At 66.3% G+C, this 15,060-nt stretch carries 15 protein-coding genes and 1 pseudogene; 7 read left to right on the top strand and 9 right to left on the bottom strand.

Translation table 11 applies throughout. From position 1 onward, the window contains the following. The first annotated feature begins 9 nt into the window (after positions 1-9). Complete coding sequence (locus AC3A6R_RS16770) at positions 10-453, top strand: response regulator (RefSeq protein WP_487861932.1); 444 nt, start codon at positions 10-12, stop codon at positions 451-453. Between the two features lie 269 nt (positions 454-722). Here the strand turns inward: AC3A6R_RS16770 and AC3A6R_RS16765 are convergent, their stop codons facing one another. Next, complete coding sequence (locus tag AC3A6R_RS16765; RefSeq protein WP_487864978.1) at positions 723-1,235, bottom strand: Lrp/AsnC family transcriptional regulator; 513 nt, start codon at positions 1,233-1,235, stop codon at positions 723-725. Positions 1,236-1,327: 92 nt separating this feature from the next. Between AC3A6R_RS16765 and AC3A6R_RS16760 the strand changes: the two genes are divergently transcribed. Then, positions 1,328-4,930, top strand: a complete 3,603-nt coding sequence (locus tag AC3A6R_RS16760) for an indolepyruvate ferredoxin oxidoreductase family protein (RefSeq protein WP_487864977.1) — start codon at positions 1,328-1,330, stop codon at positions 4,928-4,930. Positions 4,931-5,318: 388 nt separating this feature from the next. On the opposite strand, the gene AC3A6R_RS16755 is transcribed toward AC3A6R_RS16760, so the two are convergent. Both AC3A6R_RS16755 and AC3A6R_RS16750 read right to left on the bottom strand, forming a co-directional pair. Further along, entirely contained in the window at positions 5,319-5,753 is a 435-nt protein-coding gene (locus tag AC3A6R_RS16755) for a TA system VapC family ribonuclease toxin (protein ID WP_487864976.1), read from the bottom strand. Next, positions 5,743-5,982: a DUF6364 family protein gene (locus AC3A6R_RS16750; protein ID WP_487861928.1), complete on the bottom strand. Its 240-nt coding sequence runs from the start codon at positions 5,980-5,982 to the stop codon at positions 5,743-5,745. The genes AC3A6R_RS16755 and AC3A6R_RS16750 overlap by 11 nt, the downstream gene beginning before the upstream one ends. Positions 5,983-6,326: 344 nt before the next feature. Between AC3A6R_RS16750 and AC3A6R_RS16745 the strand changes: the two genes are divergently transcribed. The 3 genes from AC3A6R_RS16745 to xseB all read left to right on the top strand — a co-directional run bounded on the left by AC3A6R_RS16745 (position 6,327) and on the right by xseB (position 10,134). Next, positions 6,327-7,421, top strand: a complete 1,095-nt coding sequence (locus AC3A6R_RS16745; protein WP_487864975.1) for a hypothetical protein — start codon at positions 6,327-6,329, stop codon at positions 7,419-7,421. 641 nt (positions 7,422-8,062) lie between these two features. Continuing rightward, entirely contained in the window at positions 8,063-9,802 is a 1,740-nt protein-coding gene (gene xseA / locus AC3A6R_RS16740) for an exodeoxyribonuclease VII large subunit (RefSeq protein WP_487864974.1), read from the top strand. Continuing rightward, positions 9,799-10,134 (top strand): exodeoxyribonuclease VII small subunit, encoded by a 336-nt coding sequence (gene xseB, locus AC3A6R_RS16735; protein WP_487861925.1) that lies wholly within the window; start codon positions 9,799-9,801, stop codon positions 10,132-10,134. The genes xseA and xseB overlap by 4 nt, the downstream gene beginning before the upstream one ends. A 215-nt stretch (positions 10,135-10,349) precedes the next feature. Here the strand turns inward: xseB and AC3A6R_RS16730 are convergent, their stop codons facing one another. From AC3A6R_RS16730 to AC3A6R_RS16715, 4 genes and pseudogenes are all read right to left on the bottom strand, one after another. Beyond that, complete coding sequence (locus AC3A6R_RS16730) at positions 10,350-10,490, bottom strand: hypothetical protein (protein ID WP_487864973.1); 141 nt, start codon at positions 10,488-10,490, stop codon at positions 10,350-10,352. Between the two features lie 158 nt (positions 10,491-10,648). Further along, the gene (locus tag AC3A6R_RS16725) at positions 10,649-11,953 is read right to left on the bottom strand and encodes a hemolysin family protein (RefSeq protein ID WP_487864972.1); all 1,305 of its coding nucleotides are present in this window, start codon (positions 11,951-11,953) and stop codon (positions 10,649-10,651) included. Positions 11,954-12,087: 134 nt separating this feature from the next. Next, positions 12,088-12,414, bottom strand: a complete 327-nt coding sequence (locus tag AC3A6R_RS16720; protein ID WP_487861923.1) for a hypothetical protein — start codon at positions 12,412-12,414, stop codon at positions 12,088-12,090. Positions 12,415-12,508: 94 nt separating this feature from the next. After that, a pseudogene (locus AC3A6R_RS16715) lies at positions 12,509-12,678 on the bottom strand (IS3 family transposase); the annotation flags it as partial. Between the two features lie 145 nt (positions 12,679-12,823). On the opposite strand from AC3A6R_RS16715, the gene AC3A6R_RS16710 reads away from it, so the two are divergent. Next, positions 12,824-13,510 (top strand): GNAT family N-acetyltransferase, encoded by a 687-nt coding sequence (locus AC3A6R_RS16710; RefSeq protein WP_487864971.1) that lies wholly within the window; start codon positions 12,824-12,826, stop codon positions 13,508-13,510. Between the two features lie 20 nt (positions 13,511-13,530). After that, positions 13,531-13,902 (top strand): hypothetical protein, encoded by a 372-nt coding sequence (locus AC3A6R_RS16705; protein ID WP_487864970.1) that lies wholly within the window; start codon positions 13,531-13,533, stop codon positions 13,900-13,902. Between the two features lie 220 nt (positions 13,903-14,122). Here the strand turns inward: AC3A6R_RS16705 and AC3A6R_RS16700 are convergent, their stop codons facing one another. Both AC3A6R_RS16700 and AC3A6R_RS16695 read right to left on the bottom strand, forming a co-directional pair. Beyond that, positions 14,123-14,362: a hypothetical protein gene (locus tag AC3A6R_RS16700; protein ID WP_487864969.1), complete on the bottom strand. Its 240-nt coding sequence runs from the start codon at positions 14,360-14,362 to the stop codon at positions 14,123-14,125. Between the two features lie 339 nt (positions 14,363-14,701). After that, a partial coding sequence (locus AC3A6R_RS16695) for a hypothetical protein (RefSeq protein ID WP_487864968.1) occupies positions 14,702-15,060 on the bottom strand: 359 nt, incomplete at its 5' end.

Here is a 15,060-nt window from a genome sequence, read left to right as displayed (position 1 = left end):
GAGCCGTTCATGAAGCTGGTCCTGATCGTCGAGGACGAATTTGGCAATGCCGAGGTACTGCGGCTCTTGTTTGAAGCCGAGGGCTATCGCGTGGCTGCCGCGTCCAACGGACGCGCCGCGCTGGCGCTGCTCCAGGGTGAAAAGCCGGCGCTGATTCTTTCGGACTTCATGATGCCGATCATGAACGGGGCCGAACTCGGCAACGCCGTTCGCAGCGATTCGACGTTGTCGCAGGTACCGTTCGTTTTCATGAGCGGGACCAACGAAGAGGTCGTGCAGCGCCTCTTTCGGGACTACGACGCTTTCCTCTCGAAGCCCTTCGACTTTCCGGAGATGCTGTCGCTGGTGGAGCGATTGATTGCGGGGGGACGCCCGGCCCGGCCGAGCGCCGAGGAAGTGGACAGATCCATGCGGCACCTGCTCAAAGGGATCCACCTGCCACCGGAACGCTGAGCGCCCTGGCGCCCGGGTGCAACGAGCGCATCGGGACCGGAGGACACGCAATCAGGCTCTCGCGTGTGCACGCGGCGGTCCTGCGCCCCGCATCTCGCATTGCGCGATGGCGCAGGCGCCCCAGATCGGAACTCTGCCGGGCGGCGCCCGATCCCAAGGACTGCGCGCCGTCTCCGAGGCAGGCTGACGCCTTCGCACTGCCCCGCGACACAGTCTCTGCACGCCAGGTCGCGCGGGTTGTTTGCCCGATGTCGGAAGCGCGCCCCGATTCAGATCGCCCTGCGCGCCGTCGGCGCTGTCTGACCCAGATCGATCGGCAGCGTACCGCCGGCCTTCACTTCCCGAAGCACGACCGCCGAGCGCACATGCGTGACGCCGGCCTGCTCGAAGAGCGTGGTGTGAAGGAATTTCTCGTAGTGCTTGATGTCCGGCACGAGCACCGTGAGGATGTAGTCGGCCGGCCCCGTGGCCGAAACGCAGCGCACGATCTGTGGGCTTGCCTGCACCGCACGCTCGAAGTCGCGGACCTTGGACTCGTGATGCCGGTCCAGGTTGACTTCGGTCACGGCGGCAAGGTTGAGCCCCACCTTCTCGCGGTCGACCACGACCGTGTAGCCGCGGATCACGCCCGTGGCCTCCATGTCCTTGATGCGGCGCCAGCATGGGGTCGAGGACAGCCCCACCTTGTCGGCGATCTGCTGCACGGACTGGCGCGCGTCGCGTTGCAGTTCGAGCAGGATCTGGAGCGAGTAGGCATCAAGAGGAACAGAATCGTCGTTCATGGTGGTTTCGGGAGGAAGTTCTTCTCAAAACAAGGGTGACCTCGGGTGCATCGGGAAGAGTATTCCTCCGGGCGGCGAAGAACAATCCTTGCATGAAGCCGCCCGCCACCTCCCCTGTCCAGCGCCCCAGCTACCAGCTCTCCGACGGCCTCTGGGCCCGCTCGGGCGCCGTGTTCCTGACCGGCACGCAGGCGCTCGTGCGATTGCTCCTGATGCAACGACAGCGCGACGCCGCGCGCGGCCTCGACACCCGCGGCTTCGTCAGCGGCTACCGCGGCTCGCCGCTCGGGATGGTCGACCAGGCGATCTGGAAGGCCGGCCCGGACTTCGCCGATGCGGGCATCCGCTTCGTACCGGCAATCAACGAGGAACTCGCGGCCACGCAGGTGCTCGGCACGCAGCGCGTCGAATCCGACCCCGAGCGCACGGTCGAGGGCGTGTTCGCGATGTGGTACGGCAAGGGCCCGGGCGTCGACCGCGCCGGCGACGCGCTCAAGCACGGCAATGCCTACGGATCATCCCCGCACGGCGGGGTGCTGGTCGTCGCAGGTGACGACCACGGCTGCGTCTCGTCCTCGATGCCGCATCAGAGCGACCACGCGTTCGCGGCCTGGAGCATGCCGGTGGTGCAGCCGGCCTGCGTGGCCGAGTACCTCGAGTTCGGCCTCTATGGCTACGAGCTCTCGCGTTATTCGGGCGCCTGGGTCGCGATGGCCGCGCTCTCCGAGGTGGTCGAGAGCGCGGGCACGGTCGACCTCGACCTGATCGCCGCGCGCGCCGCCGCCTGGGCCGATGCCGAGGGCGTGCACGCCGCCTCCGGCCATCGCGCCCCGGCCGACGGCCTGCACTACCGCTGGCCCGACCTGCCGTCGCTGCGCATCGAGTCGCGGCTGGCCGACAAGCTCGCGGCCGCCGCGGCCTTCGCGCGCGTCAACAGCATCGATCGCGAAGTGATCCACAGCCCGCAGGCGAGGGTCGGCATCGTGACCTGCGGCAAGGCGCACTACGACCTCATGGAAGTGCTGCGCCGCCTCGCGCTGACGCCCGAGACGCTGGCGCGCGCGGGCGTGCGGCTCTACAAGGTGGGCCTGAGCTTCCCGCTCGAGCAGACCCGCATGCGCACCTTCGCGCAGGGCCTGGAAGAGATCCTCGTCGTCGAGGAAAAGGCCTCCGTCGTCGAGACCCAGCTGCGCGACCTCTTCTACAACGCGCCAGCGGGCGCCAGGCCGGCGCTGGTGGGCAAGCAGGATCGCGACGGCCGGCCCTTCATCTCGGCGCTCGGCGAGCTGCGGCCGTCGCGCCTGATCGAGCAGGTGGCCCGATGGCTTGCCGCCCACTTTCCGGACCACCACGAGTTCGGAGGCCCTCTGCTGCAGCATGTGCGCGATTTCACGCCGCCGCAGCTGCTCGGCAACGCGAGCGACACGGTCAAGCGCCTGCCCTACTTCTGCGCCGGCTGCCCGCACAACACGAGCACACGGGTACCCGAGGGCTCGACCGCGCGTGCCGGCATCGGCTGCCACTTCATGGCCAACTGGATGGACCGCAGCACCGCGGGACTGATCCAGATGGGGGGCGAGGGCGTGGACTGGATCTCGCATGCGATGTTCACGCGCACCCCGCATGTGTTCCAGAACCTCGGCGACGGCACCTACTACCACTCGGGCTACCTCGCGATCCGCCAGGCCGTCGCCGCCAAGGCGACCCTCACCTACAAGATCCTCTTCAACGACGCGGTCGCGATGACGGGCGGCCAGCCGGTCGACGGTGTGATCAGCGTCGACGCGATCGCGCGCCAGGTCGAATCCGAAGGGGTCAGGCAGATCGTCGTCGTCAGCGACGCGATCGAGAAGTACGCGCCGCAGCGCGGCCGCTTCCCGGCCGGCACCGAATTCCATGACCGCAGCGAGCTGGACGCGGTCCAGCGCCGGCTGCGCGAGGTTCCCGGCGTGACCGTGCTCATCTACGAGCAGACCTGCGCCGCCGAGAAGCGCCGCCGGCGCAAGAAGGGGCAGCTGGCGGATCCGCCCACGCGCCTGTTCATCAACGAGGCGGTCTGCGAAGGCTGCGGCGACTGCTCCGTCCAGAGCAACTGCGTCGCGGTGCTGCCGCTCGAGACCGCGCTCGGCCGCAAGCGCAAGATCGACCAGACGAGCTGCAACAAGGACTATTCGTGCGCGAAGGGCTTCTGCCCGAGCTTCGTCAGCGTGACAGGCGGGACGCTGCGCAGGAAGCGCGGCGCGCTGGCCGACGGGCACGACGCCTTCCTTGAGCAGGTGCAGGCACTGCCCGGGCCTGCCGCTCGCAGCGACTGGGAAGCGCCCTACGACCTGCTCGTCACCGGTGTCGGCGGCACCGGCGTGGTCACCGTCGGCGCGGTGATCGCGGTGGCGGCTCACCTCGAAGGCAAGTCCGCCAGCGTGCTCGATTTCATGGGCTTCGCGCAGAAGGGCGGCGCCGTCCTGAGCTTCGTGCGGCTCGCCGACCGGTCCGAACGGCTCAACCAGGTGCGCATCGACACCCAGCAGGCCGACGCGATCCTCGCATGCGACATCGTGGTCGGCGCTTCGCCGGAAGCCCTGCAGACCGTGCGCCACGGCCGCACCCGCATCCTCGCGAACACGCACGGGATCCCGGTGGCCGAATCGCTGCGCAATCCCGACGCCGACCTGCAAATCGAATTGCTCTGCGAGAAGATGCGCTTCGCGGCCGGCCGCGACCAGGTCGAAACGTTCGACGCGCAGGTCCTGGCCGAGGAATTCCTCGGCGACACGCTCGCCTCGAACATCCTCGCCACCGGATATGCCTGGCAGCGCGGCCTGATCCCGCTGAGCCTCGAGGCGCTGACGCGCGCCATCGAGCTCAACGGCGTCGCCGTCGCAGCGAACCTCACGGCGTTCGCACTCGGGCGCCTCGCCGCAGACCGGCCAGACGCGATCGAGACGCTGCGAGGCGGCGGCGCAGCCGCCGCAACGGACCTCGCCGATGCATCGCTCGATACGCTGATCGCCGAAGCCCGTACGCAGTTGCACAGCTACCAGGACGCCGCCTGGGCGCGGCGCTTCGAAACGCGCGTGCGCCGGATCGCTCAGTGCGAGGCCGCGCTGGTGGGCGGCGATCCGTCCCTGCCGCTCGCGCGCAATGCTGCACGCAGCCTGCGCAAGCTCATGAGCTACAAGGATGAATACGAGGTCGCGCGGCTCTATAGCGACGGCCGCTTCCGCAAGGAGCTCGCCGGGCAATTCGAAGGCAATCCAAGCCTCGCGTTCCACATGGCACCACCCTTTCTCGCGCGTCCCCGCAACGGCCAGCCACCGGCCAAGATCCGCCTGGGCGGCTGGATGCTGCCTGCCATGAAATGGCTCGCCCACGGCAAGCGGCTGCGCGGCACGCCCTTCGATCCCTTCGGCCACACGGCGGAGCGACGGCTCGAACGGGCGCTGATCGGCCAGTTCGAAGCCCGGCTCGACGAACTCGCATGCGAACTCACGCCTGCCAACCAGGTGCTCGCCGCCCAGATCGCCGCACTGCCGCTCGCGATCCGCGGCTTCGGCCATGTGAAGCTCGCGAACCTTGCCATGGCCCGCGCCCGCGAGGCGGAGCTGATGCACCGTTTCTCGCCGGATCGCTACCCGAGGCCCGCGGGTCCGCCCGGCGTGGGCCAGATCCGAGGGATCGCCGTCGTCGCGCAGTGAACGACAGGCGCAGTGTCCTTCAATGGTGGACCCGTTGATCGTTGGCAACGGCGACACACCCTTCCGACGGCCGCACCCCGGGCCTGCGGCATGGCTAAGCCTGCATGACTGCGAAAACGTCCAGGGTGTTGCGGCAACGCTCGGCGTGCAAAAGACGGAAGGAGCACAGCGCCCGACGGGCGTCGATTCCCGGCCTGGCCGCAGATCCTTGCCACCCGCAGCTTAGCTGCGCTGCAGTTCGAGAAGGCGTCCGGCCAAGTCCTCACTGTCGCAGGCGAGCTCGCAGCGGGCCAAGCCGAAACTTCAGCCGGCATCTCGCATTCGCCGAATCGGTCCGGCGAACCGTTCCTCGATCTGAACGTCGTGCTCCGACTGCGGCAGCATCTTCCTAGGTCGCAAGCCGCGTGAATTGCGCTCTGGTGAGGAGCCGCTTGAAATCGCCGTCAAACGTTACAAGGTGCTCGCCCTGGTGCGAGACCGCCGCAGCCAACCACGCGTCCGGAATGTCGTTAGCGGTCAGATTGTTGTCGGCGCAGAGTCGATGCAGCAGATCCCATTCACCGCCAAGCTCCCTCATCTCGACCCCGGGTGAGTTCAGGATAGCCTGGACGAAATTCAGCGCCGCATCGATCGGCGTGGGCATCACAAAGATTTTTGAGTTCGTCACCAGGCGCAGAAAGCTCGCAACCACCATAGGCTGCAAGGCAAGAGAGCGTCCTGCGCTCGCATCCGCAAGCGCTCGCTCAAGCCAGCTGAGTGCGGTTGCATGGTTCGGATGGTCGCTTCGAGACGCCGCGACCAGAACATTCACGTCAGGCGTCACGGTCAGCCGCGTCCAGCAGTTCCTTGTTGCTCAGGCCGCTCATGCGGCCGACCAGCCCCCCCTTGCCGCGAAACACGGGCAAACGCGCAGTCTGGGAAGCTGCCGGCTTGACCTTCAGCCGCATTTGTAGCCCTTCCTCGATAAGGCGCGTGAGGCTCGTGCGCTGCTGCGCCGCAAGCGACTTGGCCTGCATCAACAAATTGTCGTTCAGATCAAGCGTCGTCTTCATAATCAACCCGCCAAAAATGCGATACAGATTTCTGTATTATAACTTTGCGTCGGTGCTGGTCAAGGCGCGGCGCTCTGACCATGGCGTGTGGGGGCATCGATCACGACCTGGTCGGCGGCCACTGGCGAGCGATATGCACCAAGGTCGATATCCAGCGTCGGCACGCACCTCGTAGATCAGCCGATAGCTCTCGTGTGGGATCAACTCACGCGTGCCGAGGATCTGTCCGGCCCGTCCTAGCAGGGGATGCTCGGCCAGCCGGCCCAGGCCGAGATCTACGCCGCCCGCTAAGCCGAGCAAGACGACGCCGACTGGAGCCCCGATGCACCTTGTCTTTGACACCGATGCCCTGTCCTTCGCGCTACTGGAGCGCGGCACACCGCACCACCTGCTGTAACGGCCGCTGGTTCCATGGCAACGACGAGATCTGCAAGTTGCCGCAGACGATCCTTCTCATGTGCGTCGTCATGCCGGCGTGGTTCGCCGCCGGCTTCGCCGACTGGGCGCTGCACCGGCGCACGCGGTTCGAACGCAACGCGGGCGTGCGGGAGTCGGTGTTGCACATCGTCATGCTGGCCGAGATCGGCATTCCCATCCTGGCCGTGATCCTTCTCGAGTTCAACGCCGGTGTGCTTGCGCTGTGCCTCTGGGCTTTCGCGATGCACGAGGTCACGGTGTACCTCGATCTGCGGTGGGCAGCGCCTCGGCGGGCGATCACCCCGCTGGAGCAGATGGTGCACAGCGTGCAGGAGATGCTGCCCGTTGCGGCCATCGCCCTGCTTGCTTCCTTGCACTGGGAGGCCACACTGCGTTGCTGGGCGTCGGGGCGAGGCAGCGTTCGCGCCCGTGCTGCGCGCCGATGCCCCGCCGCTGGGCTATCTGGCCGTGCTCGCGGTGGCTTCCGTGCTGCTGGGCGCTTGCTACCTCGAGGAGCTGTGGCGCTGCATCCGCCATTGGCGGCGCGGCGCGCCCGGGCGAAGAACGACGGCCGAAGGTCGGGACCTGTCCGATCGGTGAAACTGCCAACGCCCACGCCGCGAAGGGCAGGCAGAATGCGGTTGGGAGCATCTCACGGACCGAAGCCTGCGAAGTTTGGAGGAGAACAGCCACGAAGCCGTGGACCATCCTCGTGGCCTGGTCGCGATCGCTCCGGCATGGGCGCAGACCCTGCGGTCCTGCTGGAAGCATGCAACGCGATGGAGCCGGCCAGCAACCGCCTCGAGTGCCTGCGTGCAGCCAGCGGCATCGGCCACGGCGCCCCGCCCCTCTCAAGCCAGGACTCGGCCATGCCGCAGCCCGTGCATGCGCCAGGCGCGCCGCGCACTGCTGTCTCCCGGACCGAGAACGGCGCCGCCGGAGGCAAGACCTGCCCCGTCGGCTCCCGCGGCGCAACGTACACGATCACCGCCAGGGGGCGGAAGAAGTACGGCGGATGCTGAGCATCGCGTGGCCGGGTGGGACCTGGCTTGCGAGCCCTCGCGATGGCGCCGCCGCCGCGCTTGCGTCATCGCCGCATGCCGCGCATACCGATAGCCAAGACGATAGCCAGGCGCGTCGTCAGTGGCTACAACTCTTTCTCGCAGGAGCCGCCGGGTAGCTACCCCATCGTGCGCGCGTGACTCGCGACGCGCGATCAGAATCTCCGACGCCTGCCCCACCAGGGCAGGTCGTGTCCGCTCGACGACAGGAGGAACCCAGCCGCGAGGAGGCCCGTCAAGGCCGCCGGTGCCCAAAGCCTGGCGGCCTTGTTGTTCGTGCGGCTCACAATGGCGCGACGCCGACGAGCGCCGTGGCTCGTGCGCTGGTGGCCGGCGTGGACGCTGCCGCAACGGCGGCCGCAAACTGCACATCGACCTGCACTGCACAGGATCACGGATGTGGGCGATGCTGTTCGTGCTGGCCCTGAGCAGCGTCGCCTTCAACCTGCCCCAGGTGTACGAGCCCGCGATGAAAGCGCCTGCAGCAACGGGCTATCTGGGAAAATCGACCTGCTGCCTGAGTGCGTCCAACTCGGCATCGATCGGGCGCTCGCTCAACACCTTTCGGCAACAATGCCGCAGCACAGGGTCCCTCCGCACCGATGTCTCGCCAATATTTGAACGTTCCCTTCGCTCAGAAGGACGCTGCCAAGGCGCTCGGCGCGCGCTTCGATGGTGCGGTCAAGCGCTGGTACGTCGAGCCCGGCACCGACCTCGTCCCCTTTGGCGCCTGGCTGCCGGCGGATGCAGCCTCTGCGGGCGCTGGCTCCGGCGACCTCGCCCTCGCGGGCACCGCGGAAACGGGCTTGGCCCTTCCCAAGGGTGGCATCCCGCTCTCGCGCCTCCTCGGTGGCGTTGCAAGCGCCGTGGCCCAGGCTTTCGCCGGCGGCGTCTGGACCCTGGTGGAGGTCAACGAGGCCAGCATCCGCAACGGGCATGTCTATCTGGAGCTCTCCGAGCGCGATCGCAGTGGCCAGCCGATCGCCCGGGCGCGGGCCATGATCTGGGCCTCGACGGCCTCCCGCATCCTGCCCGACTTCGAAAACGCCACCGGTGCCGTGATCGGCGCGGGCATCAAGCTGTTGGTGCGGGCCAAGCCGGTGGTGAACGCGCGGTTCGGCCTGAACCTGGAAATCGATGCCATCGATCCCGAATACACACTCGGCGACCTCGAGGCGCGCAAGAAGGGAATACGCACACGGCTCCAGCAGGAAGGCCTGTTCGACCGAAATCGCCGGCTTCCCCCCGCGTGGGACTACAGCCTCGTGCTCGTCGTTGCGCCGCAGGAAGCCGCCGGGCTGGGCGACTTCCGTAAGGAGGCCGAGCGGCTTGCGCAGTTCGGCATCTGCCGCTTCGTCTACGCGCACAGCCGCTTCCAGGGCGAGGGCGCGGGGCGCGAGATCGCCGGCGCCGCGGCCGCGGCGCTGCGCAGAATGGAAGATGACTTTGAGGCCCGCCCCGACGCCATCGTCGTCATTCGAGGCGGCGGGGCCGTGAATGATCTCGCGTGGCTTGATGACTACGACCTGGCCCGCTTTATCTGCGAGCAGAACATCCCGGTCCTGACCGGAATCGGCCATGAGCGCGACAGCACGATGGCCGACGAGGTGGCGCACACCCGCTTCGACACGCCGAGCAAGGCCATCGGGGGCATCGAGCAGCAGATCGCGCGCCGGGCGCGAGAAGCCCGGATGGCCGGGGACGCAATCCTCGCAGCCTCTGCGCGCGACGCGCGCACCGTCTCGGTGTCGCTGGAGCGTTTCAACGCGGAGATCCGGGCCGACGCACGGGAGCATCTCTTCCGGGCCAAGCAAGCCAACACGACGGCGCTCCATGCGGTCTCGGTCGGTTCGGTGCAGCGCGTCCACGACGCCTCGAGGCATACCGAAGCCCTATTCAACCAGGCGCGCGGCGACGCGCTTCAAGCACTGGCTACGGCCGGGCAGCAAGTGCCGTCCTGGATGACCGCGATCCGCGCCGGCGCGCTGGCGAATCTCAATGCGTCCCGATCGGCCACACGCGTCGCCCTCAACACGGTGGTCGACCGCACGGGCGCGGCGGCGCGCGCCACCGCGCAGGCGCTGGATGGGTGCATGCAGCAGGTCGCGGAGCGTTCGGACGGCGTCATGCAACGGACCCGAGACAACGCCCAGGGACTGATACGCGAGATCGCCGGACAAGGCCCCGAGAAGACACTGACCCGCGGCTTCGCCATCGTGCGCGCCCCCGACGGGAAGCCGGTGACCTCGAGCGTGCAGGCGCGAAGCGCGCCGCAACTCCAGATTCAATTCAAGGACGGACCCACCGACGTCCGGACCGTCCCTGCCCAAAGAAGGAAATGACCATGGCTCAACGAAGTTTCAAGGAGGCGTACGGCGTGCTGCAGCGGCATGCCGAGACGCTGCGCGACCAGAACGAACCGAACATCGACGACCTGCTGACGATCGTCACGGAGTCCGTCGATGCGTACAAGGTCTGCAAGGAGCGCATCGACGCTGTCGAAGCGGCGCTCAAGGCGGCTCTCGACGGCGCGGGTGTCGGGGCATCGATGTTCGGCGCTGCTGCCGCTGAGAGAAACAGCGAAACACCCAGGAAAAGCACCTCCGCAACACGAGCGCCACATGCGGCGCCAGCGGCGGAGAAAGGCTTCGACGACGACGACAACCCATTTTAGGGAAGGTCTTGGACGGGCGCCTCCCGGATCACAAGGAAATCGTAGCGTGAAGAGGCAGGAGGCAGGGCTGCAGTCTTATATCCGGCCCGTTCTGCAGGCTGATATGCGCGCTGGCCTTGATGGTTTTCGCTGACAAGGTTCCCATCTGAACATCGAGCTCGCTGCTCTTGTTCCCTATCGGAGTGTGCTCGTCCCGGTCCGACCTGCCTGTCCCATCAAACGCGCCCATGCCATCTGAACAAGTCCACCGAAAGCGGCAGTTCGGCTTGGTGAAGGTGCGTCTCCTTGGCTTGGCGACTGAGGTGCGCCTGATCGCCGATCACGTCGGGTTGCCGCAGAAGTTCGGAGATGCCCATGTTCTCCGGCCTCAGCAGAGCGGGACGTCCTTGGTCGGGTAGCCGTCGGTGCAAGCGGTGCCGAGGGCAGCCAAGAGGAGCAAGCTTCCGGCGACCCTCTGGCCGGCAGAAGCAGCGACTCGATGCTTTGCCACGGAATCTACTCAACGCCGAAGGTTTCATCGGCTCGAGGCCGGGGCCTTGGGGACGCGTGCCGCCAGAACCTTGTCGATGGTCTTGCCGTCCATGTCGACGATCTCGAAGCGCCAGCCTTCCCAGTCGACGGTGTCGGTGATCTTCGGCAAGCGTCCCGTCAGCAACATCATCATGCCGCTGAGGGTGTGGTAACGGCCGCGATCCTCTTCCGGCACCTCGTCCAGTGTCAGCCTGTCCTTCAGTTCGGGAACTGGGATGTGGCCATCGAGCAGCCAGCTGCCGTCATCGCGCTGAACGGCCCACGATGTCTCTGGATTGCGCGGCTGGAACTCGCCGGTGATGGCCTCGATGAGGTCCTGCAGCGTGACGATGCCCTGGACTTCACCGTACTCGTCGACAACGAACGCCATGCGGACATCGGAGGATCGGAAGTTGTCGAGCAACTCCATGCCGGTCAGCGTCTCGGGTACGTAGAGCGGCGTCTGCAGCGGTTGACTGCTCAGGGCGCGTTGTCCGCCGCGCAGGGCCTGGGACAGCCACTTGCGTGCATTGACGATGCCCAGCACGTTGTCGAGACCGCCGCGCACAACTGGAAAGTGCTCGTGGTTCGAGGATTCGATCCGGGCGAGGTTTTCCTCGAAAGGCAAGTCCACCTCCAGGATCTTCACGTCGCCGCGAGGCACCATGAGCGACCCGATCTCGCGGTCGTCGAGGCGGAAAACGTTGCGGACCATGGCGTGCTCGTGAGACTCGATCACCCCTGCGGTCGTACCTTCGACCAGCATCGCGTGGATCTCTTCCTCGGTGACCGGGCTGCCGCTGGTTTCCTTCACGCCCAGCAGGCGCAGCAGCGTGCGCGTCGAGACGGACAGCAGGACGACGAAGGGCTTGGTGGCAACGGCGAGCCAGTTGATCGGCCGCGCGACCAGGCGGGCGAACGTCTCGGGGTACGACTGGCCGATGCGCTTGGGCACGAGTTCACCGACCACGATGGAGAAGTAGGTGATGACCAGAACGACGAGGCCCGTGGCGCCGTAGCTGGCGTACGGATCGGGGACACCGAGGCTCGAGAGCCAGACGGCGAGCGGTGCGGCAAGCGCTGCCTCGCCGACGATGCCGTTGAGGACGCCGATGGAGGTGATGCCGATCTGGATGGTCGAGAGAAAGCGCGTCGGGTCTTGACCCAGTTCGACGGCAGCGACAGCGGAGCGGTTGCCCTCATCCACAAGCTTCTGCAACCGCGCCTTGCGCGCAGTCACAAGAGCGATCTCGGACATGGCGAACAAGCCGTTGAGCAGGATCAGAGCGAAAAGTATGGCAATTTCCATGGCGAACCAAACAAGGAAGAAGGAGAGTCAGTGCAGGCACACGGTTGCTGCAATGACGGAGTGGTCCAGGGCGCCGCATCGGGCGTCGGAATCCGTAAAGCGACCTCAGACGAGGTGCAATGTGTCGAAGAGGCTCAGGCGCTCTTGGGAGGGCGGCGCAGGCCCTCGAGATGAGGCGAAGCTCGCATTGGATCGTCGGCCTGCCGGGGGAGCCCTGATCCGGCGGCACTGCAGGTGATGGACACGCAAGCGGTGCCAGCCAGTGCGGCAAGGTCCAGCGCGGGTTCTCCAAAAGGCTGCGCCGGTTGATCGTCGATCACATGGTCGTCCATGGACCCATGCAGATCGCTGCGCTTGCCTTCGCCCGCCAGGCTCGCTGCCTGCTCGTGCAAGTCGAGTGCCTCGGCAAAGCGCTGCTCGGTGACGGCCAGGCTCGACCAGAGCATGAGGACGGCGAGCAAGACTGCGATGACACGGGGGGGCATTGAGCCGCCAGTGTACAGGCGAGCACTCGGGATTGTCGCCCCGGCATTGGCGCGGGCTGCTTGGTCTAAGTCAAACCGCCCCAGCAGTGGCCTGACTTGCGAATTGCCGGTGGTAGTTTGTCTCGGCTTCGTCGGGCAGGATGTACCCGATGGGTTCGAGCAGGCGATGGTGGTTGAACCAGGAGACCATTCGAGCGCCGCGAGTTCCACGGCTTCCTCTGAAATCCATGGCGCCCGGCGAAGGGAATCCGCGGCTCCCGATCGCTCTGGCCTGCTGCCGGCTCGTCCGATTTGGTTCGGATGCTGCCTGCCAGTGCGTGCGCAGGCAGCTGTTCATCGCAGGCGCCGATCTCGAGCTCGAAGGCATCCGATGCGGGCGCAGGCGATGCACGACTGGCCCTCCAACTCGCCGATCGTTGTCGCGTTGCATGTCGTCCCGAATCGAAGTACTGTGCGGACCTTCAACGATTTTGGGGCAGACCTCATGACAATACCTGGCATCCAGATTGTCGAGGCGGCCGATGAAGCCCGCGCTGTTGCTGCCGTGGTGCTGGCGTTCGGCTCGGACCCGGCGGCGCGCTGGACATGGCCTGAACCCGAGCAGTACCTCCGGCACTTCCCGGCGTTCGTCCATGCCCTCGGGGGCAAGGCATTTTCCCATAGGAGCGCCTATTGCATGGACGACCATGCAGGCGCGGCGCTGTGGCTGCCACCGGGAGTCAGTCCGGACGAAGAAGCGCCAATGGCCCTGCTGCAGCGCACGGGCTCGGCGGGCTTCAGACGGGACGGCCCGGCGGTTTTCGAGCAGATGGGGCAGTATCACCCGCAAGAGCCGCATTGGTATCTCCCGTTCATCGGGGTCGATCCCTCCCGTCAGGGCGAGGGGTTCGGTGCGGCCCTGATGAAACACACGCTCGCTCCGTGCGACCGTGAGGGCGGGTTGGCTTACCTCGAATCGTCCAACCCGAAGAACATTCGGCTGTATGAGCGGTATGGGTTCAAGTTGCTGGGTACGATCCAGGTGGGAACCTCGCCTCCCATCTTCCCGATGCTGCGCACGCCGCGGCGGTGAGCGCACCCAAGTAGTGCCGCATGGATGAACGGTCCGAGCGATCCGATCTGCTGGCGGCCCTGACGACGGAGCATTTCGTGCTGCAGACGGCGAACAACTCGACGTACTCGGAGGCCGCCGCCCGAAGCACGCTTTATGTCATGGCGCTTTCGAGCTCGCTGGTGGGCATCGGTTTTGTCGCCGGCTCCACGGACCTGCTGATCCCGTTCGCTGCGATCGTGCTTCCCGTGGTGTTCCTGCTGGGTACCAGCGCTGGCGCATCGAGGAGCGGTCTGGAACGCGGCCGTCCGAGTGACCACGTCAAAAGTCATCCGAGGACAAGCAAGGTCATGGGGTGGTTTGGACGGGCGAAGTGGCAGGCGTCCAGGAACGTCCGGTGTTGGCGACTGTAGCCGGTCGCATCGCCATCGTGAAAAGGCCTGAGCTGCTGTATCGACTTCTCCAAAGCAGACACCTCAAGTCGCCGGAGCGGATTCCTCGCTACGCCAGGGATTCACCTGCAAGTTTTCTCTGCACAGATCGTCTGCGTGAACAGTGGTAGCAGGCCGGCCCGACCCGAGACGATCGCTCGGAACCGGGTTGCCCGCCCTGGCGGGTTCGAATTCGATGACGTCAGCCATCTCCGCGGCCATCGCCTTCTCGCTCTTCAGCCCACTTCATCGCCAGCTCCCTGGCTCGGTGGAGCGCCAGCCCGGCTGTGGCGTGGCTCTCCGGATCAAGCACCAGGGTGCGGATCTGGTCGTCTGGTGGCGCCTTGTAGCGCACCGTCGCCTGAAACCCACCCGAGGGCAACTGCTCGCCGCTGCACAGGAACCGCCACCCTTGGTAGTCGAGGGTCTCCATCTCGTCCATCTTTGCCTTCCTGTCGAAAGTCTCTATTAGAGGCACTGTGACCTGCCCCCTGCTGCCGGGCCATTCATAACGAGGAAGTCCGGGGTTTCTCCGGACACGCCTGCGGCGCGAGCCCTGGGGCCTTGCGCCGGATCCCGGGTCAGAGCCTCTGCTCCCGTACAGCATGGCAGACCCTCACTCCCCTTTCCAGAGAACACACGGCCGAAGTCCTTTCGCGGCTGGCCGATGTCGACGCAGGAGATGGGCGCTTTTCAGGCAGCCGGTGCTGCTTGATCGCCTGCGGGTTGCGGCCCCGCCTGATTGCAAAGCGGTGTCGGCACGATAGGCCGGAATAGGCGGTCACGATGCCCCGGAATACCCATCTGCCGCGTTGGTCTCGAATTCCTGACCGGTCGGGTCGCTCAGGAGGTGCCGACTCTGTTGAGCTGCCCAACGATGGGCGTCGAAGAATCGCCTGGACCGCACGAGCTGTTCGTTGCCGAGATTGCCTGGGCCGCGCGCGAGCTCTTCCTGCCACGCGACTAAGGACGCAATCAGTTCGCGCACGTTCCCGAAGCACCCTTCGAGCGACTGTGCATACGCGAGCCTCGCGACCATGGTGTCGTTCAGGGTCGGCAACGTGCTGTTGGCGCCGACCGGAAACTGAGCCAGTTTTGTAGGTAGTGCCGAAGTAAAAGTGAGCCAGGTGTTCAACCTAC

The organism is Variovorax sp. Soil_C_19 (genome assembly GCF_057657255.1).
This window is presented reverse-complemented; position numbering and strand designations above follow the sequence as displayed.